Origin of the sequence: Paramicrobacterium fandaimingii, from assembly GCF_011751745.2 — a bacterium.
Classification (GTDB): Bacteria; Actinomycetota; Actinomycetes; order Actinomycetales; family Microbacteriaceae; genus Paramicrobacterium; species Paramicrobacterium fandaimingii.
Genome location: NZ_CP061170.1, coordinates 2,687,633 through 2,709,385 on the forward strand (window position 1 = coordinate 2,687,633; position 21,753 = coordinate 2,709,385).

General features: G+C 63.9%; 20 protein-coding genes. 4 read left to right on the forward strand and 16 right to left on the reverse strand.

What is annotated here, in order from left to right:
* Positions 1–95: 95 nt before the first annotated feature.
* The 3 genes from HCR84_RS12980 to HCR84_RS12990 all read right to left on the reverse strand — a co-directional run bounded on the left by HCR84_RS12980 (position 96) and on the right by HCR84_RS12990 (position 6,509).
* The gene (locus HCR84_RS12980) at positions 96–2,591 is read right to left on the reverse strand and encodes a bifunctional metallophosphatase/5'-nucleotidase (protein ID WP_166980381.1); all 2,496 of its coding nucleotides are present in this window, start codon (positions 2,589–2,591) and stop codon (positions 96–98) included.
* Positions 2,592–2,662: 71 nt separating this feature from the next.
* Positions 2,663–5,719 carry an ExeM/NucH family extracellular endonuclease gene (locus tag HCR84_RS12985; RefSeq protein ID WP_166980379.1) on the reverse strand — a complete coding sequence of 1,019 codons (3,057 nt, stop codon included), beginning with the start codon at positions 5,717–5,719 and terminating at the stop codon, positions 2,663–2,665.
* 286 nt (positions 5,720–6,005) lie between these two features.
* Entirely contained in the window at positions 6,006–6,509 is a 504-nt protein-coding gene (locus HCR84_RS12990) for an amino-acid N-acetyltransferase (protein WP_166980377.1), read from the reverse strand.
* A gap of 120 nt (positions 6,510–6,629) precedes the next feature.
* On the opposite strand from HCR84_RS12990, the gene HCR84_RS12995 reads away from it, so the two are divergent.
* Both HCR84_RS12995 and HCR84_RS13000 read left to right on the forward strand, forming a co-directional pair.
* Positions 6,630–7,556 carry a Ppx/GppA family phosphatase gene (locus HCR84_RS12995; protein ID WP_166980375.1) on the forward strand — a complete coding sequence of 309 codons (927 nt, stop codon included), beginning with the start codon at positions 6,630–6,632 and terminating at the stop codon, positions 7,554–7,556.
* Positions 7,557–7,700: 144 nt separating this feature from the next.
* On the forward strand, positions 7,701–8,654 hold the full coding sequence (locus tag HCR84_RS13000; RefSeq protein WP_166980373.1) for a DUF559 domain-containing protein: 954 nt from the start codon (positions 7,701–7,703) through the stop codon (positions 8,652–8,654).
* Positions 8,655–8,720: 66 nt separating this feature from the next.
* Here the strand turns inward: HCR84_RS13000 and HCR84_RS13005 are convergent, their stop codons facing one another.
* The 3 genes from HCR84_RS13005 to HCR84_RS13015 all read right to left on the reverse strand — a co-directional run bounded on the left by HCR84_RS13005 (position 8,721) and on the right by HCR84_RS13015 (position 12,620).
* Complete coding sequence (locus HCR84_RS13005) at positions 8,721–9,173, reverse strand: iron chaperone (protein WP_166980371.1); 453 nt, start codon at positions 9,171–9,173, stop codon at positions 8,721–8,723.
* A 145-nt stretch (positions 9,174–9,318) separates the two neighbouring features.
* Complete coding sequence (locus tag HCR84_RS13010) at positions 9,319–9,933, reverse strand: VOC family protein (RefSeq protein WP_166980369.1); 615 nt, start codon at positions 9,931–9,933, stop codon at positions 9,319–9,321.
* A gap of 149 nt (positions 9,934–10,082) precedes the next feature.
* Positions 10,083–12,620, reverse strand: coding sequence for an ATP-dependent Clp protease ATP-binding subunit (locus HCR84_RS13015; RefSeq protein WP_166980367.1), 2,538 nt, complete (start codon positions 12,618–12,620; stop codon positions 10,083–10,085).
* A gap of 239 nt (positions 12,621–12,859) precedes the next feature.
* On the opposite strand from HCR84_RS13015, the gene HCR84_RS13020 reads away from it, so the two are divergent.
* Complete coding sequence (locus tag HCR84_RS13020; RefSeq protein ID WP_166980365.1) at positions 12,860–13,522, forward strand: hypothetical protein; 663 nt, start codon at positions 12,860–12,862, stop codon at positions 13,520–13,522.
* On the forward strand, positions 13,522–13,752 hold the full coding sequence (locus HCR84_RS13025) for a helix-turn-helix domain-containing protein (RefSeq protein WP_166980363.1): 231 nt from the start codon (positions 13,522–13,524) through the stop codon (positions 13,750–13,752). Before HCR84_RS13020 ends, HCR84_RS13025 begins: the two co-directional genes overlap by 1 nt.
* Before the next feature lie 146 nt (positions 13,753–13,898).
* Here HCR84_RS13025 and cls read toward each other — a convergent pair whose 3' ends face one another.
* The 10 genes from cls to folB form a co-directional block, all read right to left on the reverse strand.
* The gene (gene cls / locus HCR84_RS13030; RefSeq protein WP_166980361.1) at positions 13,899–15,398 is read right to left on the reverse strand and encodes a cardiolipin synthase; all 1,500 of its coding nucleotides are present in this window, start codon (positions 15,396–15,398) and stop codon (positions 13,899–13,901) included.
* Between the two features lie 132 nt (positions 15,399–15,530).
* Entirely contained in the window at positions 15,531–15,734 is a 204-nt protein-coding gene (locus HCR84_RS13035; protein ID WP_166980359.1) for a hypothetical protein, read from the reverse strand.
* A gap of 47 nt (positions 15,735–15,781) precedes the next feature.
* The gene (locus HCR84_RS13040) at positions 15,782–15,928 is read right to left on the reverse strand and encodes a hypothetical protein (protein WP_166980356.1); all 147 of its coding nucleotides are present in this window, start codon (positions 15,926–15,928) and stop codon (positions 15,782–15,784) included.
* 5 nt (positions 15,929–15,933) lie between these two features.
* Positions 15,934–17,454, reverse strand: coding sequence for a lysine--tRNA ligase (gene lysS, locus HCR84_RS13045; RefSeq protein ID WP_166980354.1), 1,521 nt, complete (start codon positions 17,452–17,454; stop codon positions 15,934–15,936).
* 88 nt (positions 17,455–17,542) lie between these two features.
* The gene (locus HCR84_RS13050; protein WP_166980352.1) at positions 17,543–18,229 is read right to left on the reverse strand and encodes a Rossmann-like and DUF2520 domain-containing protein; all 687 of its coding nucleotides are present in this window, start codon (positions 18,227–18,229) and stop codon (positions 17,543–17,545) included.
* Positions 18,226–19,842 (reverse strand): PH domain-containing protein, encoded by a 1,617-nt coding sequence (locus HCR84_RS13055; protein WP_166980350.1) that lies wholly within the window; start codon positions 19,840–19,842, stop codon positions 18,226–18,228. The genes HCR84_RS13050 and HCR84_RS13055 overlap by 4 nt, the downstream gene beginning before the upstream one ends.
* The gene (locus tag HCR84_RS13060; RefSeq protein WP_166980348.1) at positions 19,839–20,399 is read right to left on the reverse strand and encodes a PH domain-containing protein; all 561 of its coding nucleotides are present in this window, start codon (positions 20,397–20,399) and stop codon (positions 19,839–19,841) included. The genes HCR84_RS13055 and HCR84_RS13060 overlap by 4 nt, the downstream gene beginning before the upstream one ends.
* Positions 20,374–20,841 carry a DUF3180 domain-containing protein gene (locus tag HCR84_RS13065; protein ID WP_166980346.1) on the reverse strand — a complete coding sequence of 156 codons (468 nt, stop codon included), beginning with the start codon at positions 20,839–20,841 and terminating at the stop codon, positions 20,374–20,376. The genes HCR84_RS13060 and HCR84_RS13065 overlap by 26 nt, the downstream gene beginning before the upstream one ends.
* Positions 20,838–21,350 carry a 2-amino-4-hydroxy-6-hydroxymethyldihydropteridine diphosphokinase gene (folK, locus tag HCR84_RS13070; RefSeq protein ID WP_166980344.1) on the reverse strand — a complete coding sequence of 171 codons (513 nt, stop codon included), beginning with the start codon at positions 21,348–21,350 and terminating at the stop codon, positions 20,838–20,840. Before folK ends, HCR84_RS13065 begins: the two co-directional genes overlap by 4 nt.
* On the reverse strand, positions 21,347–21,727 hold the full coding sequence (folB, locus tag HCR84_RS13075) for a dihydroneopterin aldolase (protein WP_235940684.1): 381 nt from the start codon (positions 21,725–21,727) through the stop codon (positions 21,347–21,349). Before folB ends, folK begins: the two co-directional genes overlap by 4 nt.
* Between the last annotated feature and the right edge of the window lie 26 nt (positions 21,728–21,753).

Genomic DNA, 21,753 nt, shown 5'->3' on the forward strand with positions numbered 1-21,753 from the left:
CTGTCGCGCCACGCGCGCGATGAGAAGCCTTTCAGTCAGGCGTCGGCGCGCGGAGAGAACCGTGATTCTCCCCGCGCGCCGACAGTTGCGGTTCCTTACGAGCGGTCAGCCGCTTTCCGTGTGTGGTAACGGTTGACGCCGAACGCTGCACCGCCGAGGGCCATAAGCCCCAGTGCGATGAGCGCAAACGGCAGCAGCTCCGAGGCTTCGGCGCCCGTGCGCGGCAGATCCCCTGCCGCGTTGGTTCCATCGCCTGAGCCCTCGGCCGCCGTGATCGTGATGTCCTGCCAGCCGATCACGTCGCCGTTGGCGTCGAGAACGACGATGCGGTGGTCTCCCGCGGCAACGTCGCTCGGAATCGTCACGGTGACGGTTCCCTCGGCAGACACCTGCACCCAGCCGTCAGAGAGCTGGATCGGCGTTGAATGCAGCCACACCGACACCCACTCGCCCGCATGATCAGTGCCGACGTCGATCGTGATGGTCTCACCGGCCTTTGCCTCGTCGACAGTCTCTATGCCGCCCGCGGCAGCATCCGGAATGTCGCTGTCGTCGACGGGAGCCGGGTCTTCGCTTGGCTTCTCTGTACCGGGGGTCTCTCCGCCATCTCCCGCTGCGACGGTCACCGGAATCGTCACGACGGTGCCGTTCACGTCACCGGTCAAAGTGAGCGTGTGATCACCCGTTTCGCCCTCAGGAACATCGATCTGCACGTTCGCCGCCCCGTCGGTCACGGCCATTGTGCCGATCGTCTCGCCATCGAGAGCGATCGTGAGCCCTGTCTCGGCTGGGACGTTCTTCGATGTCAGGTTGAGCTTCGAGAGCCCAAGCTCGAACGACGAGCCTGCCTCGACCGGCTCGGTCGGGAATCCCGTCACAGCGACGGCGCGGCGGTCGTAGCTGGGCGAGACTACCTCGTGCGTCTTGATGTAGTCCATCCACGCGTCGCGGTCGACGAGCCCGGAGTCCTTCGTGTTCTTCCCCTCGGTGAACACGTGGAAGTTGTCTCCACCGTTGAGCAGGAAGCTGAAGGAGCCGATGCGGTAGTCGCGTTCCATGTCGAGCGGCTCACCGTTGACCGTTACCGAGGTGATGTGGTTGTCCTTTGCGGCGTCGGGGTCGTACGTGTACGTGACGTTGTTCGACAGGCCCAGCTGCAGGTACGGGCGGCTCGGTGTCTCTCCCTCCGGGTCGGCTGAGCGCTGCCACTGCTGTTCGAGCATGATCTTCACCTGCTCGCCCGTGAGCGTTGTCGTCCAGAGGTTGTTGACGAACGGCAGAATCGAGTTCGCCTCGGCCACAGTGACTTCGCCCTCGAACATTTCGGCGCGCAAACCGCCGGGGTTGACGACACCGATCTCGGCGCCACCCAGCGATTCGTCACTGAGGGTGTCGAGCATGGCGTCGGCGACGAAGTTGCCAAGCGTCGACTCGCTCGACCGGTCGTCGCGCACCGACTCACCCTTGTCGTTCGTGTAGTACGCAGTAGTGATGTCGGCTGTTGCCTGACCGAGGACGACGCTGCCTGTGATCTCCGCCGCTGCGAGCGCATCCTGCGTTGTCTCGTTGACGGCTTTCACGCGCGGGTAGGTGTTGACGAGTTCGTCGCGCAGCGCCTTCTTGTTCGCTTCGGTCTCGTCGTCCGTTGCTCCCTCTTCGGCCTCGACGCGCGCGGTATTGCCGACCTTCTCGACCGTAGCGACGTCTGTCTCACTGTTGTAGCTCAGAGTGATCTGCCCGATGTTCTCACCGTAACTTCCCGTCTGCACGATGGCACGACCGTTGTCGTCAGTCCACGCATACTGCTTGTGCGTGTGCCCGGTGAAGATCGCGTCGACGGCAGCATCCGTCTCGGTCACGATGGCGGCAAACGCGCCGCCCGCGGCGACCTCTTGCTCGAGCGTCGCACCCTCGGGCGTACCCGCTGACGCTCCCTCGTGATACTCGGCCACGATCACGTTGGCTTCCCCGTTGTCGGGGTTGCCATCAGTGAGCTCGCCGGCAACGCGGTTCACCGCTTCGACGGGGTCACCGAAGGTGAGGCCCGCGATGCCGTCCTTCGACACGAGCGACGGCACCTCCTGCGTGACCGCTCCAATGATGGCGATCGAGACGTCGCCAATGTGCTCGATCGTGTATTCCTCAAGCGGGGTGTCACCGTTGGAGTCGTACACGTTCGCGCCGAGGTACGGGAAGTTTGCCCGCTCCGAAACGCGGCTCGTCAGATCGGCGAGCCCCTTGTCGAACTCGTGGTTGCCTACGGCAGAGGCAACGAGCCCCAAATCGTTCAGCACATCGATCGTCGGCTCGTCCTGAGCGGACGATGACGCGTAGACCGACGCGCCAATGTTGTCGCCCGCCGACAGCAGCAAGGTGTTGTCGGGGTGCTGCGCACGCAGCTTCTCGATCGTGCCCGCGAAGGTCACCGTGTTGTCATCGATGCGACCGTGGAAGTCGTTGATGTTGAGCAGGTTGATCGTCGTTGGTTCCTCGGCAGCGTTGGCCGCGACGGCAGTGAGCGGGGCGAGGGCCAGCCCCGCCAGCGCGCCGATCGCGGTCAGACGCCTCGTCCGGCGTTTCAGTGGCAACATGTTTCTCCTGATTTTTTGGGTTGATGCCCGGAGCGGGCGGGGCAGAGGCGAGCATGCTCGCCTGAGTTCATTCAGCCGAGTCGACGTCGGCGCGCAACGAGCACAACGCCTCCGAGAGCCATGAGCAGCAGCGCGACGATCAGAAGCGGCAACGCCTCTGTTCCCGTCCAGGGCAGGTCTCCGGATGCCGTCGCGCCTGCTTCCGTCACGGTCACGGCCTGCCAGCCGAGCACCTCGCCGGTCTCCGACACGACCACGACCCGGTGCTCGCCGAGCGGTGCGTCAGCGGGAACGGTGACGGTGACCGTCCCGTCGTCGGATGCCATGACGTAACCGTCGGTCAGCAGCACGGGTTCGGAATGCAGCCACACCGCGAGAGAACCCGAGGCGCCGTCTGGCAGCGTCACTGTGAAGCTCTGCCCCCGCACAAGCGAGTCGGGCAGCCCGAGATCGATCTCGAGGTTCGCACTGATGTCTGCATCGTCGGCGGGCGTCGGCTCGCCGGCATCCTGATCACCGCCGGGATTGTCACCGTTGCCCGGCTCCTCCCCCTCGCCATCACCAGCGCTCGTGGCAATGCCGACGAGCATCGGGTCGTGGTCACTCGCGCGGTAGACATCGGGCGCGTAGAAATTTGTGACGTTGTAGTTGTACCGCGAGTATTCCAGGGCGACGGACTCCGCAGAGTTGATGTTCCAGATGTCCTGCCCCGTCACCGTGGCATCGGCCGCAGGGGAGGCGAAGATGTAGTCGAGCGACCCGACCGCACCACCGTAGTTGTAGGTGTACTCCCCCGTCTTGGCACCTTGATCAACGTATCCAGCGGCAAGAATCGTGGTGATCGGGTCTTCAGCCGCATACGAGTTGAAGTCGCCGACGAGAAACACCTTTTCGGTGTTGTGCTTCGCGGCGAAACTGTCAGCGAAGTCAACGAGGGCAGCAGCCTGACGCGTGCGGTCTCCATTGAACCCGCCGATTCCCTCACCGCTGTCGCAGTTGTCGTCGTCTGAGGGATCGCCCGCGCACTCGTCTGCGCTGCCCTTTGACTTGAGGTGGTTCGACACGACCACGAACGTGTCGTCTTCTGTTCCACCGAGCGGCTTGAAGGCCTGCGCATCGGGTTCGCGGGCGTTCTCGAAGGCGTCAGACCCGATGAGAATCTGCGCCTCACCGACGAGCTCCACAGCCGCTGGCTTGTAGATGAACGCCGTGCGGATGACGTCTTCGTTCTTCGGCAGAGCTTCAGGCGATGGCACGAATGCCCATACGTCGCTGCCCACCGCGGCATTCAGGGCATCGACCAGCGTGCTGAGCGCGTAGTCGCGGTCGGTCTTGCCCGTGGCGAGCGAATTCTCGATCTCCTCAAGCGACACGATGTCGGCGTCAAGCGCGTTGATCGCCGCAACGATCTTCACCTGCTGGCGCTCGAGATTCTCGGCATTGGCCGCACCACGCACCTGGCAGTTCTCTGGGCTCGAGTCGCGCACGGTGATCGGGTTGCCGTCACGGTCTGTGTAAAACGAGGTGCAGCCGGAGCGCTGGTCGCCTGTCGTCGCGAAGTAATTGAGCACGTTGAACGTACCGAGCTTCAGGTCTCCCCCGACGTCCTCCGGAGCATCCTCTCGGGTGTTCTCAAACGTTGCTGGCTGCGCCGTGTCACCCGTCACCACGTGCGTCGGCTGAAACTTCCACGTGCTGAACCTGTAGTCGAGCACGACCGAGTCGGTGAATGTGACAGCAGCGCCGACCCTCACCGGGTTCTCGAGCGACAGGTACGGCAGCGGAGTCTCGGAGTTCGCGGGGTTCGTGAAGTCAAACGTCGACCCGTCATCGAGCGTGACTGCCTCGGCCTCGGCACGTGCAACCTCGGCTTCGTAGGCGGGAGTTTCGGGCAGGCCCTTCACCGTCGGGTTCACGAGAGGGGTCGTGGATGCCGCAAGGGCGACCTCGCCGTAGCGGTTCGCCTCATACACCTCTGTCACCGTGTAGTCGCTCTGCGGCGACACGAGCATGCCCTCAAAGAGCTCGCGCTCGGCGTCGGTGTCGGGGAACGCGATCGCCGCGGGCTCGGGAGCGACAGCATCCGAGTTTTCGTCCACGGCGATGTCGCTCGCACTTGCTACGGCAATCTGCGTCAGCCCGTAATACTCGTCGGCGTACCCGTTGACGGTTACTGTGTCGCCGGTCTCAACGGTCACGGGAATCTCATCGAGATAAACGAAGATGCCGTCACTTGCTGTGCGCGACGCCGTGTCTGCATCGCCACCAGAGCCTGCCGTTTGCAGGTAGAAACCCTTCATCCCGCCGTGGGGGTACGCCGCCGTGACGACGCCCGTCGTTGTCACGACGTCACCCTCGTACGGCGTGCTCCAGCTCGCGCCCTGAATCTCGGCGATCGTGAGCTGCTCACCTGGGCCAGTGGGCTCGGGCGGCTCTTCTTCTTCATCGTCTTCGCCGACAGTGATGTCGCCGGTTCCCTGCGGCGTGATTTCTGCGGTGAGCGAGAAGTCATCCCTGTTGTTGTCGGTATCGACACCGTCGGTGCGAACGTTCGAGCGCACGTCGTGGGTGCCGTCTGGCGACACCGCTGCTTCGCCTTCGAAAGTCATCGCTGAGCCGTAGCCCAGCGCATCGACAACATCGTCGGCGCCGGCGATGTCACCTTGTGGGGGAGCAATCGGGTCAGTGCCGTCGACGAGCACGATCGTCCCGTTGGTTCCGCTCGGGTTGATCGTTCCGTCAAGATTGACGCTCGTCAGCGCATCGCCCTCGTCGCCGTTGCTCGCACCCGAAATCAGGTAATAGCCTCCCGGTTCGATGCTGCCCGTCAGCGGCTTGCCCGCACGCATGGCGCCATCGCCATTGTCGGAGCGGTACTGCAGCGTCATGCCGTCGAGCGCGATCGCGGCATCCGTCGGGTTGTACAGTTCGACGAACTTGTGCTCGTACATCGCTCCGGCGCTGCCTCCAGAGAGATACGCCTCGTTGATCACCACCCCAGACGCTTCCGGTGTTGCCGTGCTATCTGGCTCTGCCGCCGCGGGCAGTGCGGCAAGCGGTGCACAGGCAAGCCCCAAAAGAGCGGATGCGGCCAGAATCACGCGTCGCCGCGGGGTGGGTTTTGTCACAGAAGGCTCTCCTCGCCACAGTCTTGTGGCGCGCCCTCACGCGGGCGCGCCAATGCGCCTCAACTTCGCAACCTCGTGCGCGGCGCCATCGCCACGGTAGAAGCTGCGGGTGTCGTTCTCACAGCATGCTGGTAAACAACTGACTACAAGCTACGGGTCTGCACCGACATTCGGTCGCTCGTCACGTACATGCGCAGAGCATCGCGACAGGGCTGCTCACCTGAGCACGGCAGAGCGCATCTGCGTCATGGCATGTGCGTGCACGCCAGAAAATTGCCGACGCGCGTCAGAGAACGCGCAGCATCCGGGTATTGCCGAGAGTATTCGGCTTGACCCGGGCAAGGTCGAGAAATTCGGCGACACCTTCGTCTGTCGAACGCGCAAGTTCCGCATACACGTCGGGGTCAACAATGCCTTCACCGATCGGGGCGAACCCGTGCCGTGTGAAGAAATCCACCTCGAAGGTGAGGCAGAACAGCCGAATCAAGCCGAGCGCGCGAGCATCGTCTTGCAGCTGATTGAGAAGCGCATGACCGACGCCGGTGCCGAGCCAGGGCTGGGCAACCGCGAGCGTGCGCACCTCGCCGAGGTCTTCCCACATCACATGCAGTGCGCCGCAGCCAATCACGTCGCCGTCGCTGGTCTCGGCGACGCGAAACTCCTGAACCGCCTCGTAGAAAACGACGCGGTCTTTGCCGAGCAGAATGCGCTCTTGCACAAGCGGTTCGATGAGCTGCTGAATACGTGGAACATCGGCCGTCGTCGCCCACCGCACGTTGATCTGGCTCATCAGATAAGCTCTCCGCTCCCCGGAGAACAACGACCCCGGTCGGCAGAAATCTTATCGCCGCCTCCCTGCAAGCCTCGTGAGCGGCACGCATCGGCACCGAAGTCACGCTATCGTTCTCGTATGCGCCTCGGGGTTCTCGACGTCGGTTCCAACACCGTTCACCTGCTGATCGTCGACGCCCACCCCGGCGCACACCCACAGCCGATGGCGAGCCACAAGTCGGTTCTGCGCCTCATGCGCTACCTCGCACCAGACGGATCGATCACCGACGAAGGCGTCGACGCGATCGTCTCGGCGGTCTCGGGCGCCGTCGAGCTCGCCGACCGCAGCAACCTCGACAGCTTCCTCCCCATGGCGACCTCTGCCATCCGCGAGGCGAAGAACGGCCCCGAGGTGCTCAGCCTCGTGACCGAGCAGACCGGTGTCGACCTGCAGGTGCTCTCGGGCGAAGACGAGGCGAAGCTCACGTTCCTCGCCGTGCGTCGCTGGTACGGCTGGTCCGCAGGAAACATTCTGCTCTTCGACATCGGCGGCGGCTCACTCGAGCTGTCAATGGGGCAAGACGAATACCCGACTGTCGGCATGAGCCTGCCACTCGGCGCCGGTCGCTCGACAATCTCGTTTCTGTCAGACGACCCGCCCACCCTCGAACAGCAGACAGCATTGCGAGAGCACGCCCGCGGCATCCTCGAGCAGGCTCGCGAGGAGTTCGCGACGCTGCCGCCGCCTTCTCACGTCGTCGGGTCGTCAAAGACGATTCGCTCGCTTGCGCGCCTGGCCGGATCGGTGCGAGATGGCGTCGGAGACAGCGACCGGATGCTGCTGCGGCGCAGCCAGCTCGACGACTGGGTTCCCCGGCTCGCGCGTCTGCCCGCGGCATCCCGCCCCGAACTGCCGGGCATCACGCTCGACCGCACGTTCCAGATCGTGGCGGGCGGCATCGTGCTGTCTGAGACGATGCGCGTGTTCGGCGTGAAAGAGCTCGACGTCTCGCCGTGGGCGATGCGCGAGGGCGTTCTGCTGCGCTACCTCGACCACCTCGACTGACCCGTCTGCGCTCACCCGTTCATGCGTCCCAAAAAACGGCTTGATGCCGCGGAGGCGATTATCTGGGCCGCATGAGATTCTGCGAAAACGGCCGCCTGTGGAAAGTCTCCACGCGCAGAAGCGCAGCCTGGCAAAGTGTCGGCTATGCCACGATCCAAACTCTCGATCCCCCTCGCCCTGGGGCAATCGTTCTCGGTGGCTGCGGCAACGAAGCACGGAGTCGCTCAGTCGCAACTGCAGCATCCGTTGCTCGAGTCACCGTTTCATGGCATCCGGATGCTTCCCAACACAGACGACGAACAAGCGGCGGATCGTGTCGCATCTACTCGTCGGCTTGCAGGTGCGTACTCACATCGCCTGCGCGACAACGAATTCTTCAGTCATGAAACCGCCGCACTTCTCCACGGCGCACCCTTGCCGTTTTCTCTCATGACCGAGCTCCACGTGACGATCTTCCGCCCCGGCCGTTCAAGCAAAGCACGAGGAGTGAGATCGCACAGCGCAACGACGAGCTCAGCCACCGTCACTACTGTCGATGAACTGCCGGTATCGTCGCCCGCCACGACCTGGGCGATGCTCGGAGAGTCACTTGATGTGTCCTGGCTTGTCGCTGTCGGCGACTACTTCTGCCGAGTGTGGCGCAGGGAAGGTTACTATCGCCCGAATGCGGGCAGAAAGCCGCTCGCGACGCCAGACAAACTCGCGGATGCGCTGAGCGCTACCCGACGAACCGGCGCAGCAAAGCTTCGAGAGGCACTGCCGTTGATTCGGTTCGATTCGTGGTCGCCGATGGAGTCACTCACTCGCTATCACCTGGTGACGAACGGGCTTCCTGAGCCTCAGCTCAACGTCGATGCCTTTGATAGATACGGGGTGCATCTCGGCTGCATCGACATGTCGTTCCCTAAGCTGAAAGTGGCCATCGAGTATCAGGGTCAGGCGCACGGGCATCAGTACGCAAAAGACATCGAGCGCGTAGAACGGCTGCGGGCCGAAGGGTGGATAGTCATCCAGGTGAGCTCGGAGCTGATTCGCGATCCTGAAACGCTTGCCCGCCGCGTCCGTGACGCGCTCCTGTCCCGCGGGTGGCGCGGATGACGACAGCCAAGCGAGCCTCAGGCAAGCCAGCGACTCACTTTGCGGGCAGTCGTGTGGCGCGCTCGATCAGGACGACCGAATTGCCGCGGCGACCGCCTTCACAATCGTGGCCTCCACAGTGGGCGTCCACGCCGGAATCGCCCACGACACCGGCCAGATGTCGCCCTCGTCGAGAATCGCGGCATCCTGAAACTCGATTGTCGAGTATCGCGTCTTGAACTTGCCCGAGTGCTTGAATGTGACAACGATCTTGCCCTCGGCATTCGCATAGGCGGGCATGCCGTACCAGGTCTTCGGCGCGAGCTCCGGGGCGGTAGCCGTGATTGTCGAATGCACACGCTCGGCCAGCTCTCGGTCCGCGGGCGGCATCTTCGCTACAGCGTCGATGACGGCTTGCAGGTCGTCTGCCTTCTTCGCGCCCTTCTTGCCTTCAGCCCGAAGCTCTGCAGCGCGCGTCTTGATAGCGGCGCGTTCATCATCGGTGAAACCTCCGGCTGGAGCGGTTTCTGCGGTGGTCATGAGAGTTCTCCTTCTGCGTTCCGTGGTGCACAGCTTGTCGCTGCTTCCTGATTCTGAGATGTGAGTGGGCAGCCGCTGGGCGTCGTATGACTCCGCGAGAGCCTGCTGCCAGAGCGGGTGGCACATCGAGGTGTCCTCGCGTTGCTCACGACCAGGCGAAGCCATCGGGATCGGTGAATGACCCGCGGCTGTTCTCAAGCACGATCCGGTGCGATCCGCTGCCTGCTTCCGGCACGCCTGCATCCTTCGCGAGAGCGTGTCGCTTATAGAGCGCAAACTTGATGGACCCCGGCTGCGTCTCGAACTCGACGTAGCTGCCGAAGCTCTTGCCCGGCACGAAGCCGTGGTCGACGTAGAACTGCTTACTCGCACGCACGTCGGATGCCGCGAGCAGCACGACGACATCGTCGACGTCGCGGCTGGCCGGTTTCGTGTTCTTCTTCGTCGACGTCGCCACCTTCACGATGGTTCCGTCCGGCGCCTGCACGGTGCCGCCGAAACCCCACAGCGATTTCGCGGCCGGTTTGATAACGGTTGCCCCTGCTGCGATCGCCGCGTCGAGGATCTGCTCGGCGTTGGCAGGCTGCGAGACGATGAGCGAGATCGTGAAGCCTCGGAAGCCGTCAGACGGCTCCGTCGACGTCTGAAGCGAGATGCGATCTCCGAGCCCGAGCTCTGCATAGAAGCTCTCGGCTGCTGCAAGATCGGGGACCTCGAGAGTGAGTGATGAGACTGTGTTGGTTGCTGTTGTCGTGTTCATGCTTCAACACTAGAAACGCAACGCGGGCACTACTTCTTGATTTCTGATCGATCATCGCCCGCGATTTTCACACGAGTGGCGGGCCCCCATACACGCGCAAAGCGGGGCCGCTGACAGTGTCAGCGGCCCCGCTTTGTGCGCTCAGGTGGCTACTCGGCCGAGTTGTCGGTGATTGCGAGATCTGGCGTTGCACCGCCGGTGCCCAGCGAGGCGTTGGCATTGATGCCAGCCCCGACGGACTCCTCGCGCTGTGTGGTCGTGAAGATGAACTTGCCTTCACCAAAGTCCACATGCACGTGGTCGCCCGGGTTGAGCTCGCCATGCAGAATCTTCTCGCTGAGCTCGTCTTCCACCTCGCTCTGCATCGCACGACGCAGCGGCCGCGCACCGAGAGCCGGGTCGAAGCCGACGTCGATGAGACGCTCCTTGGCCGGAACGGTGAGTTCGACAGTCATGTCGCGGTCCAGCATCCGCTCGGCCAGTCGCTTCGTGAACAGATCAACGATCTGCAGAAGCTCCGGCTTCGACAGCTGCGGGAACACGATGGTGTCATCGACACGGTTGAGGAACTCCGGCTTGAAGTGCTTCTTGAGCTCTTCGTTCACCTTCGCCTTCATCGTCTCGTAGTTCGACGCGGTATCGCCCTCGACCTGGAAGCCGACAGGCCCACCGGCGATGCCCTTCGAACCGAGGTTCGTGGTCATGATGATCACGGTGTTCTTGAAGTCGATCAGACGACCCTGACCGTCTGTCAGACGCCCTTCTTCCAGAACCTGGAGGAGCGAGTTGAAGATGTCGGGGTGAGCCTTCTCGATCTCGTCGAAGAGCACGACGCTGAACGGCTTGCGACGCACCTTCTCGGTGAGCTGGCCGCCCTCTTCGAATCCGACGAATCCGGGAGGGGCACCGAACAGTCGCGAGACAGTGTGCTTCTCGCCGTACTCACTCATGTCGAGCGAGATCAAGGCGTCTTCGTCGTCGAACAAGAACTCGGCGAGCGCCTTGGCGAGCTCGGTCTTTCCGACGCCGGTCGGGCCGGCGAAGATGAACGAACCGCTGGGACGCTTGGGGTCCTTGAGGCCAGCACGCGTGCGGCGAATGGTGCGAGCGAGAGCGTTGATCGCCTCGTTCTGCCCGATGACGCGCTCGTGCAGGGCCTTCTCCATGAAGACGAGCCGGCTGGACTCTTCTTCTGTGAGTTTGAAGACGGGGATGCCGGTGGCCTGTGCGAGCACCTCGGCGATGAGTCCCTCATCAACCGTTGCCGTCGCCTTGACCTCGCCGCTTCTCCACTGCTTCTCAAGGCGCAGACGCTCGGCGAGCAGGTTCTTCTCCTCGTCGCGCAGGCTTGCTGCCTTCTCGAAGTCCTGGTCTTCGATCGCGGCTTCCTTGTTGTGGCGAACACCCGAGATCTTCTCGTCGAACTCGCGCAGCTCAGGCGGGCTCGAGAGAATCGACAGCCGAAGTCGGGCTCCGGCCTCGTCGATCAGGTCGATCGCCTTGTCTGGAAGGAAGCGGTCAGCGACGTAGCGATCCGAGAGATTCGCAGCGGCAACGAGTGCGCCGTCGGTGATGGACACCTTGTGGTGCGCCTCGTAGCGGTCGCGCAGACCCTTCAGAATGTTGATGGTGTGCGGCAGCGACGGCTGGTCAACCTGAATCGGCTGGAAGCGTCGTTCGAGCGCAGCATCCTTCTCGAAGTGCTTGCGGTACTCGTCGATCGTCGTCGCACCGATGGTCTGCAGTTCGCCTCGTGCCAGCAGCGGCTTCAGGATGCTGGCGGCGTCGATCGCGCCTTCAGCGGCACCGGCCCCCACAAGCGTGTGGATCTCATCGATGAAGACGATGATGTCACCGCGCGTGCGGATCTCTTTCGTCACCTTCTTGAGGCGCTCTTCGAAGTCACCGCGGTAGCGGCTTCCGGCGATAAGCGATCCGAGGTCGAGGGAGTAGACCTGCTTGTCCTTGAGCGTCTCTGGCACCTCGCCCTTGACGATCGACTGCGCGAGGCCTTCGACGACCGCGGTCTTGCCGACGCCGGGCTCACCGATCAGCACGGGGTTGTTCTTGGAGCGGCGAGAAAGAATCTGCATGACCCGCTCGATCTCTTTCTCGCGCCCGATCACGGGGTCGAGCTTGTTGTCGCGGGCAGCCTGGGTGAGGTTGGTTCCGAACTGGTCGAGCACCTGCGAGCCGCCCTGGGGCGCTGCCTCGTTGGCACCGGCCCCGACGGATGCCGATTCCTTGCCCTGGTAGCCCGAAAGCAGCTGGATGACCTGCTGGCGAACACGGTTGAGGTCGGCACCGAGCTTCACGAGCACCTGAGCGGCGACGCCCTCGCCCTCGCGAATGAGGCCGAGCAGAATGTGCTCGGTTCCGATGTAGTTGTGGCCGAGCTGCAGCGCTTCACGCAAACTGAGCTCGAGAACCTTTTTGGCGCGCGGCGTGAACGGGATGTGTCCCGTCGGCGGCTGCTGGCCGGTTCCGATGATGTCGGTCACCTGCTCGCGCACAGCGTCGAGCGAGATTCCCATAGACTCAAGCGCCTTTGCGGCGACGCCCTCGCCCTCGTGGATGAGACCGAGCAGAATGTGCTCGGTTCCGATGTAGTTGTGGTTCAGCATCTTGGCCTCTTCTTGGGCCAAAACGACGACGCGACGAGCGCGGTCGGTGAATCTCTCGAACATCTTCACTCCTTTCGACACCTCGGGCTTAAGTGGTGTCGATACAGACAGCGTAACGAGCATTTGCCCCCTCTCTGCCCCCTGTTCGCCCACGGCGTGACAGTTCGCGCGCTCGTGCGGGTGCTCGCGCGGGCGCTCGTGCGGATGGCAGAAGCGCCCGGGTCGACGCTCGATTGACAGCAATAACGACAATCGATATGTTAACGATTATCGGTAATAACGATATTCGATAAGGACTGATCATGACGGATGCTGGCACGCAGCCAACCGCGACCACACAGCGCTCGCGGACCGAGCGCATCGAGCGCTATCTTCTGCAGGTGATCGCCACCGGCGCCGTGATGTTCAGCGTCATCGGCGCTTGGGCAGCCATCGCGCGGGCGATCTCACTGCTCACCTCGCCGACCGTGCGGGTCACCGACATGATGGCAGCGACAGACCGCGGCGATCTCGTCGCCGACTTCGGCGCCGTGTCCGATGCGGCATCCGTCACCGCCGACGTCACCGTCGTTGGACTTCCGAGTGCTGCGCGCTGGTGGCTCCTCGCGGCAGACGCCCTCCCGGTGATCACGGGTATCGGAGTGTCTGTCGTGATCATCGTCTTCATCGTCGGCGTGCTGAAGGGCCGCCCGTTTGGCACGATGACGCTGTGGGGCCTCGTCGCGTACGCGGCACTCGCCCTCATCGGCGACTGGGGGCACGGCGTGCTGCAGGCGATTGCGCACGGCGAGGTTGCGTCGTTCCTGGGTGGCTCGGCAGCATCCGGAGTCTCGGCTGACGATGTCTTCAGCATGTCGCTCGACATCTCGATGACGCCGCTGGTGTGGGCGATCGCCCTCGCGGTCATCGCGGCGGCGTTCGAGATCGGCCGGCGGATGCAGCGCGACACGGAAGGCCTCGTCTGATGGCGCCGCGCGAGCCGGACGACGAGCCGAGCGGCATCCACTGTCGCCTCGACGAGCTGCTTGCCGAACGCGGCATGACGCTCACACAGTTGAGCGAAGCCGTCGGCGTCAGCATCGTGAACCTCTCTGTGCTGAAGAACGATCGGGCAAAGGCGATTCGGTTTTCGACGCTCATCGCCATCTGCGACGCCCTGCGGTGCTCCCCCGGCGACGTGCTCGTGCGCTCCTGAGTTGCGCGTGCCGCGTTACTGCGACTCTTGCACCTGCTGCGACTGCCGCATCTGCCGCGCCTCGTTGTGCACAGCTGCAGACAAGGTGCGTGGGCACACCTCTGCACGATGTCCGCAAGCCTGCACAATGCCTCGAGTAGGTCTGTCTACTGCAGGGCCGAGCTGAGGCGCGCGAGGTTGTCGAGCACCGTGGAGCGCAGAGGCTGCTTCAACCAGTCGTCGAGTGTGAGCTCCCGACTCATGCGACGGTAGTGGTCTTCGATCGACCTCATGTCGTTGACGAACGTCTCGCCGCGCACCAGCAGCGAAATCTCCATGTTGAGACCGAACGAGCGCATGTCCATGTTGCTCGAGCCGAGCACCGCCACCTCGTCATCGATGGTGAAGTGCTTTGCGTGCAGAATGTACGGCTTGGGGTAGAGGAAAATGCGCACGCCTGCGCGCAGAAGCGCCTCGTAGTACGACCGCTGCGCATGGTAGACCATCGCCTGATCGCCGATCTCCGACACGAACAGATCAACGGGGATGCCGCGCTGCACCGCGCTGGTCACGGCGAACAGCAGCGACTCGTCTGGTACGAAATAGGGGCTCGTGATCACGATGCGCTTCTGTGCAGCCCAGAGCAGACCGAGGAACAGGCGCAGGTTGTTCTCGCCGTCGAACCCGGGGCCCGAGGGAACAACCTGGCAGGCGAGCGTGCCAGGACGCTCGTCTTGCGTCACATCGCCTTCGCCACGGGGATCGTTGCCGTCGGCAAGCAGATCATCGGTTTCGCTGTACCAGTCAGTGAGGAAGATCGCGTTGATGGCGCCGACGACGGGGCCGTGCACCCGCGCTTGAAGCTCCTGCCATTTGAGCCCACGCTCGATGTTCTTGCGCTTGTTGTAGCTGCGGTCGATGATGTTCTGCGATCCGATCCACCCGATCCTTCCGTCGACGACGAGCAGCTTGCGGTGGTTGCGCAGGTCGGGCCGCTGCCATTTCCACTGCAGCGGGTCGAGCGGCAGCATCCGGTGCCAGTCGGCGCCCATTGCGGTGAGACGTCGCGTCATGGCGCGATAGCCGGGCGTGCGAAGAGACGCGACGTGGTCGAAGAGCACGCGCACGGGAACTCCGCGCTTCACTGCGCGCTCGAGCGCATCGAAGAACGGGCGCGTCGTGTCGTCGTGGCAGAGAATGTAAAACTCGACGTGGACCCACGACGTCGCTGCCTCGATATCGTCGATCATTCCGTCGAGACTCGACCCGTAGCCATGGTCGAGTTCGGCGCTGTTGCCGCCGACAACGGGGAAGCCACCGAGGTTCTGGTTGAGGTAGGCAAGCGACGGCAGCCATGCCGGGCTCTCGACGAGGCTCTCGTCGTGAGGAATCTCGGCGACGACCGTCGCGATATACGAGTTGATGTCGTCTTGTCGCTTGCGCCTCTGCCGCGGCAATTTGGGGTTTCCGATGAGGAGAAACAACAGAATGCCGAGAAACGGAATGAAGAAGATAGCGAGAAGCCACGCCATGCCGGCGGTGGGCAGGCGATTGCGCGGCACGTAGATGACGGCGAAGACGCGCACGGTGAGGTCGATGGCGAAGACAACGATGGCCCACAGCCCGATGCTGATGCCGAAGATCTGAAAGATCGGTTCGTCGATCATCCGATCATCTCGCTGCCCGCGGCGCGCTGCCGTGCTCACCCATAGTGCCGATGCTATCGGGCGATGCTCAATCGGCGACGCGGCGTGCCGTCACGTGCTCACGCCCAGTAACCGGCAATCAGCGGCTAGCGATCAGTGGTCTGAGGCCGTTGGCGATGTGGGAGGTGTCGGAGGAAGACCGCGACGGATGCGTTCTTCTGACTCGATGTCGGCATAAACACGCCGCTCGTTGCGGTCGACACGAAAGATCGAGCGCAAGACAAAGTAGAACAGAGCGAACAGCAGAAGCGTCGGAGTAATCGACCACGCCGCGTTCAGCCAGAAGTTCTCAATCATGATGCACCAATCATACCCCGGGCCGCCTGAGGCTCAGTTGCCGCTTGTCAGCTGCCGGTGATGATTCCCCAGACCCCCGTGCCGACGAGGTAGAGACCGACGCCCGCCCCGATGATCCAGAGAGCGATGCGATTTTTCGACGGCTCGTTCTTGCGCTTCGGGTCGAGCTCGTCTTTGGGAAGGTAATCGTTCATGGCGTCTACTTCACAAGCGGAAACAGAATGGTTTCACGGATGCCGAGGCCGGTCAGCGCCATGAGCAGGCGATCAATGCCCATGCCCATGCCTCCCGTCGGCGGCATGCCGAACTCGAGCGCCCGCAGGAACTCCTCGTCGAGCTGCATCGCCTCGAGGTCTCCCCCCGCGGCAAGCTTCGCCTGCTCGACGAAGCGCTCACGCTGAATGACCGGGTCGACGAGCTCGGAGTAGCCGGTTGCCAGCTCGAAGCCGCGCACATAAAGATCCCACTTCTCGACGACGCCGGGAATGCTGCGGTGGTGTCGCACAAGGGGACTCGTGTCGACGGGGAAGTCCATAACGAATGTCGGCCGTTCGAGGCTGTCCCCCACGAAGTGCTCCCACAGCTCCTCGACGTACTTGCCGTGGATCGGATGCGGAACCTCAACACCCTCGGCATCCGCCAGTTGCCTCAGCTCGGCGAGCGGGGTCTCGGGCGTAATTGTGCGACCCGAGGCATCCGAGAGGCTCTCAAACATCGAGATGCGGTCCCAGTTGCCGCCAAGGTCGTACTCGACGCCGTCTGCCCAGGTCACAACGTGCGAGCCGGCGACGGCCACTGCGGAGTTCTGGATGAGCTTCTGCGTGAGGTCGGCGATCGAGTTGTAATCGCCGTACGCCTGGTAGGCCTCGAGCATCGCGAACTCGGGGCTGTGCGTAGAATCGGCGCCCTCGTTGCGAAAGTTGCGGTTGATCTCGAACACGTGGTCGATGCCGCCGACGACAGCGCGCTTGAGGTAGAGCTCGGGGGCGATGCGCAGAAACAGCTCGGTGTCGAACGCGTTCGAGTGGGTGACGAAGGGGCGCGCTGAGGCGCCGCCGTGCATCACCTGAAGCATGGGCGTCTCAATCTCGGTGAAGCCATCGTCGTCAAACGTGCGGCGAAGGCTCGCAACTGCCTTCGCGCGCATGACGACATTCTGCCGCGCCTGCTCACGCACGATGAGATCGAGATACCGGCTGCGCACACGCGTCTCTTCGTTCAGCTCGTTGTGCAGATTGGGAAGCGGAAGCACGGCCTTCGAGGCAATCTGCCATGACGCGACCATGATCGACAGCTCGCCTCGGCGGCTCGAAATGACCTCGCCCTCGACGAAGACGTGGTCGCCGAGGTCGACGAGGGCCTTCCATTCGGCCAGGCTCTCTTCGCCAACGGAGGCCAGGCTCACCATCGCCTGAAGTCGCGTGCCATCACCGGACTGCAGGCTCGCAAAGCAGAGCTTTCCCGTGTTGCGCACGTGCACCACGCGACCGGCGACGCCGACGGTCACGCCCGTCGCCGTATCGGTTTCGATGTCGCCCCAGTTCGCGCGCACCTCGGGAATCGTGTGCGTCACGGGAACGCTGACGGGGTACGCGCCCTGACCGGGATCACTCGCCTCGGCGATAAGCCGCTCACGCTTCTCGAGCCGCACCTGCTTCTGCTGGGAGATCTCGTCGGCGGTGGGCTCGTCGGGCGTCTCGACAGTGCGGTGCTCGGTCATGCATCAACCTTTACGAATCGGAGGTGGGCTGCGGCGGACAGGCCGAGCCCAGTTTACCCGGCAGATGCTGGGCGGGCGCGGCCCGTCGTCAGCGCTCGGCGGACAGGGCGTCTTCGACGGCGCTGCGCACGAGGGACGAGAGGTATGCCCCCGGCTGCTCGACGCCGATTCCCTGCAGAATTCCCGACGCCTGCTCGACGATCGATCGCGAGAAGACGCGCGCCGTCTCGATCGCCTCGGCATACGCCGCCCTGTCCTCTTCGGCGATCACGACGGGCTCGCCGCCCATCTCGACGACGAGCGCCTGGCCGATCGGCAGGACGGGGGAGGGCCCGGTCACGGCGAAGAACGTCTCGGAGAGCCGTGTCAGGTCGAGGGATGTTCCCGTGAACGACATTGCCGGATGAATAGCAAGAGGGATGCTGCCCGCCCGCTGCGCCGGCTCGAGAACGTTCACCCCGTTGCCCGGCGCCGTGTGCACGACGATCTGCCCCGGGCGCCACGTCCCCGTTGCGGCGAGGCCCGACACGAGTGCGGGCAGCTCAGCATCCGGAATCGCGATCAGCACAAGCTCGCTGCGCTCGACGATCTCGGGAATCTCGAGAACGGGAACGCCGGGAAGCATCGTCTCGGCGCGCTCACGGCTGGTCTCCGACACCGCAGAGATGCCGACGAGCGCGTGACCCGCGCCGGCGAGCGCTGAGGCGAGCACGGGGCCGACGTGCCCCGCGCCGATCACGCCGACGCCGAGGCGTCCCGCGCGCTGGTCGCTCATTCGGGAACCGCCGCCCAACGCTGCGTCGTGTCGGAGTTCGCCGCGTTTGTCGCCGCCGCGTTCACGCTCGAGAAGAAGCCGAGTGCGCTGTCTCGGGAGAGCTGTCCCACCGAGGCGGTGACGGGCCCCGCAACGGTATGCGCCTGACCCGAGGCGAGCCCGCGACGGCGTTGCCAGGGGCCCTGGGTGATCTTCACCGACTGAATGCGCGCGAGCGGAACGATCACGAGGCGTCGGTGCGCAAAGCCCTGGCGGGTAATGAGCACGTCGCCCATGAGCGCGTAACCAACTCGCCGCCAGGTGAGGGGGTTGAAGATCCATGACGCGCGGGGCGCCGTGGTGAAATCGTCATCGGGTCCCGATCCGAGAAGGCCGCGCTGCACGAGGTCGCTCGATTCCTCGGGCGAGATGCCGGGCAGCACGAGAGCGAGCACGCGCTCGACGTCGTCAATCGTGCCGACGGGCATGAGCGTTGCCCGCTGCTGCGCCTGATTCTGATTGGAGCCCGGGGAATCTTGCACCGCCGTGTTGATGCGAATCTCCCACCACCCGAACGGTCGCCACAGCAGTGGTTGACGCACCTCGATGCCGTGAAGGCGGCCGGGTGGAATCGTCTCGTTCGACGTTGACAGCAGCCCGAATCCCACGCGAATGCCGTGCTGAGTCGCGGCGATCGAATAGCGGAACGATTTGGTGATGCGCGACCAGTAGTAGGTGAGAAAACCAATGAGCGCGGGGACGATACTGAAGAGCACCCACGGGGTTCCGTAGATGGAGGCGAACACGAGCCCGATCACAAGCAGAATGAGAAAGACCGTCGTGTCGCTGATCACGACAGAGCCGACGATGCGCATCGGCGGAATGCGCACAACCGATTCGGGCTCGGCCAGGTCGGGATCGAGCTCTGGTGAGAGAAACTCGTTCACGCGCTCTGTGACGAAGCCTTCGGCGCCCGACTGCTTCGACGTCGGCGCGGCCACGTCACCCTTCGCCCCCGATGCGAGACGCAGAATGTCGCGCCGCAGACCGTCGGTGCGTGTCGAGCCGAGGTAGGCGAGCTCGACGCTTGCCCCCTGCCCGGCAACGGAGACCTGTAGCTTTGCCGCACCGACGAGCCGCGGAATGAACGCGCGCGTCACGTTGATTCCCTGAATGCGATCGAGCGCAGCCCGGCGGTGGCGGCGAAACAGAATGCCGCTGCGCACTTCGACGGCCTCGTGCGTCACCCGAAAGGTATGCATGCGCCACGAGAGGTAAAACCCCAGAATGAGCACGATGAGCACAACGGCGACGACGACGAGCGCCCAGCCAACGAGGTTCTCGCGAAAGATCCAGTCGAGCGGGTCCCCACCGTACTGCGAGTACTCGTCGTTGCCGACGAACATCGCGATCAGCCGCTCACGCATGTTGGCGATCACATAGCCAAGCACAACGATCAGAATGATTCCACCGCGCAGCAATGGGGTGGCGGGGTGCAGCCGATGCCACTCGCCGTCCGCAAGCGTGTCGTTAGCGAGAGATTGGGCAACAGCGGCAACGGCAGTTTCCGGATGCTGCCGGACGGCGCTGGGATCATCGGCGCTGTGCTCGGTGGCGCTGTGCTCGTCGCTCATATGCCGGCCCGGCGGGTCTCGGCCACCTCGACCAGGTGGTCGCGCAGCTTCTCTGCCTCGTCGTTCGGGATGCCGGGAATTGACACTCCCGTGGCCGCAGCCGCGGTCACCAATTTCACCTCGGCGAGGCCAAGCCACCGTGCGAGAGGGCCCCGTGTGATGTCGACAAGCTGCATGCGGCCGTACGGAACGGCGACGATGCGCTGCCACATGATGCCGCGTCGAAAGACGAGGTCGTCTTCGCGCAGCTGATACCCGATCGCCTTGGCCTGACGTGGAGTGATCACCAGGTCGATGATGGCAATGACCAGAGCAGCACCGAACGGAATCCACGCCCACGTCTGCCCCGTGAACGCGAGAACGCCGAACACCGCGAGCACCACGACGAAGAAGATCACCGTTCCGATGATCTGCACAACGACATATTTGGGTGAGACGCGCATCCACTCGCTGATCTCGAGCTGCAGTCGTTCCTCCCGGCGCGGTTCGACGAGGTTCGAGTCGTGCGGGTTGAGCGGGTTGAGCGGTGATTCAGGATTCGGCGGAGTCTGGGTCATCATCCTCATCTTTCGGCAATCTGCACAGGTGCTCGGCGACCAAGCCCGCTGCGATGAGCAGTGCCGAGCCGAGCGCCATGGCCGCGGTGAGCCACACCGATGCTACCCCGGGCCACACCGTGCGGGTGATCATATATGCGCCGGCGCCGAGCGCAAGGCCGAGAAACAGCGATCCCGACCAGCTGGAGGCGCGAGCGAGAGACACGATGCGCATCGCCTGAAACGGGTCGACGCGGCGCTTCGACGTGCCCGTCACCGAGCGGCGAATGGGAATGGAGAAGCCAACGACGATTCCGCCGACGACGACAAGCGTGAGCGCAAGCGAGAGCGGTGGAACAAACACCGCGCTTCCCGACGCGGTCAGCGCCATTTCTGTGAGAAACCCCGCGACGATGCCGATGGCCCAGAGGCTCACAAGCGGAGTAGCCGTCGTGCGCTTCATCCCGCGTCGCTCGCAAGGGCGCGGCGCAGCTCGGCAACGCGGCCGCGTCCGGGCAGCACGGCATCCGGATCGACCTCAAGCCACGGGTCAAGCACAAACGCGCGCTCTGCCGCTCGTGGGTGCGGGAGGGTGAGCTGGGGGTCGTCGCTCTGCACGTTTCCGAACGTGATGATGTCAATGTCGAGCGTGCGGCTGCCCCACCGTTCGGCACGCACCCGACCGTGCGCGTCTTCGATGCGGCTCGTTGCGGCGAGGAGCGCCTTCGGGTCGAGAACCGTGCGAGCGAGCACAACGCCGTTGAGGTAGCCGGGTGCCGTCTCGTCGGCGCCGTCAAGCGTCACAGCCACCGATTCGATCGGCGTGGAGACAGCATCCACGAGAATTCCCGTCGTACGCCGCAGATCATCGACAGCCGCCTCGAGCGTGGCACGCCGGTCGCCAAGGTTCGCCCCGAGAGCAAGCACGATCGGGGTCGAACGCAGTGGACTGCTGGGATCACGCACGATCATGCGCGCTCCGTCGTTCGCGTGATCGTCACCGAGACATCGTCGAACGGCACGGCGATGGGAGCCTGGGGCTTGTGCAGCGTGACGCGCACCTTCTGCACGGCAGCAATGTCGAGGGCGGTGCGGGCGACACGTTCGGCGACCGTCTCGATGAGGTCGACGGGCGACGTCGACACCGCGGCGGCAACCGCCTCGGCGAGCTCCCCATAGTGCACGGTTCGCGAGAGGTCATCACTCGCTCCGGCAGCGCTGAGGTCGGCGAACACCGTCACATCGACGATGAACTCCTGCCCGCTTTCGCGCTCGACGTCGAACACGCCGTGGTGTGCATGCACACGGATGCCCGTGAGCGTGATGGCATCGAGATCGCTGTCGTTCACGAGTACCACTCTGCCACGCCCCATGC

What these genes read in the sequence shown, in the direction of transcription:
- HCR84_RS13055 (WP_166980350.1), bottom strand. Translation starts at nt 19,842, where the DNA reads ATGAGCGACGAGCACAGCGCCACCGAGCACAGCGCCGATGATCCCAGC.
- HCR84_RS13000 (WP_166980373.1), top strand. Translation starts at nt 7,701, where the DNA reads ATGCCACGATCCAAACTCTCGATCCCCCTCGCCCTGGGGCAATCGTTC.
- HCR84_RS13050 (WP_166980352.1), bottom strand. Translation starts at nt 18,229, where the DNA reads ATGAGCGACCAGCGCGCGGGACGCCTCGGCGTCGGCGTGATCGGCGCG.
- HCR84_RS12980 (WP_166980381.1), bottom strand. Translation starts at nt 2,591, where the DNA reads ATGTTGCCACTGAAACGCCGGACGAGGCGTCTGACCGCGATCGGCGCG.
- HCR84_RS12995 (WP_166980375.1), top strand. Translation starts at nt 6,630, where the DNA reads ATGCGCCTCGGGGTTCTCGACGTCGGTTCCAACACCGTTCACCTGCTG.
- folK (WP_166980344.1), bottom strand. Translation starts at nt 21,350, where the DNA reads ATGATCGTGCGTGATCCCAGCAGTCCACTGCGTTCGACCCCGATCGTG.
- HCR84_RS13005 (WP_166980371.1), bottom strand. Translation starts at nt 9,173, where the DNA reads ATGACCACCGCAGAAACCGCTCCAGCCGGAGGTTTCACCGATGATGAA.
- HCR84_RS12990 (WP_166980377.1), bottom strand. Translation starts at nt 6,509, where the DNA reads ATGAGCCAGATCAACGTGCGGTGGGCGACGACGGCCGATGTTCCACGT.
- HCR84_RS13015 (WP_166980367.1), bottom strand. Translation starts at nt 12,620, where the DNA reads ATGTTCGAGAGATTCACCGACCGCGCTCGTCGCGTCGTCGTTTTGGCC.
- HCR84_RS13035 (WP_166980359.1), bottom strand. Translation starts at nt 15,734, where the DNA reads ATGATTGAGAACTTCTGGCTGAACGCGGCGTGGTCGATTACTCCGACG.
- HCR84_RS13060 (WP_166980348.1), bottom strand. Translation starts at nt 20,399, where the DNA reads ATGACCCAGACTCCGCCGAATCCTGAATCACCGCTCAACCCGCTCAAC.
- HCR84_RS13065 (WP_166980346.1), bottom strand. Translation starts at nt 20,841, where the DNA reads ATGAAGCGCACGACGGCTACTCCGCTTGTGAGCCTCTGGGCCATCGGC.
- HCR84_RS13040 (WP_166980356.1), bottom strand. Translation starts at nt 15,928, where the DNA reads ATGAACGATTACCTTCCCAAAGACGAGCTCGACCCGAAGCGCAAGAAC.
- HCR84_RS13025 (WP_166980363.1), top strand. Translation starts at nt 13,522, where the DNA reads ATGGCGCCGCGCGAGCCGGACGACGAGCCGAGCGGCATCCACTGTCGC.
- cls (WP_166980361.1), bottom strand. Translation starts at nt 15,398, where the DNA reads ATGATCGACGAACCGATCTTTCAGATCTTCGGCATCAGCATCGGGCTG.
- HCR84_RS13020 (WP_166980365.1), top strand. Translation starts at nt 12,860, where the DNA reads ATGACGGATGCTGGCACGCAGCCAACCGCGACCACACAGCGCTCGCGG.
- HCR84_RS13010 (WP_166980369.1), bottom strand. Translation starts at nt 9,933, where the DNA reads ATGAACACGACAACAGCAACCAACACAGTCTCATCACTCACTCTCGAG.
- lysS (WP_166980354.1), bottom strand. Translation starts at nt 17,454, where the DNA reads ATGACCGAGCACCGCACTGTCGAGACGCCCGACGAGCCCACCGCCGAC.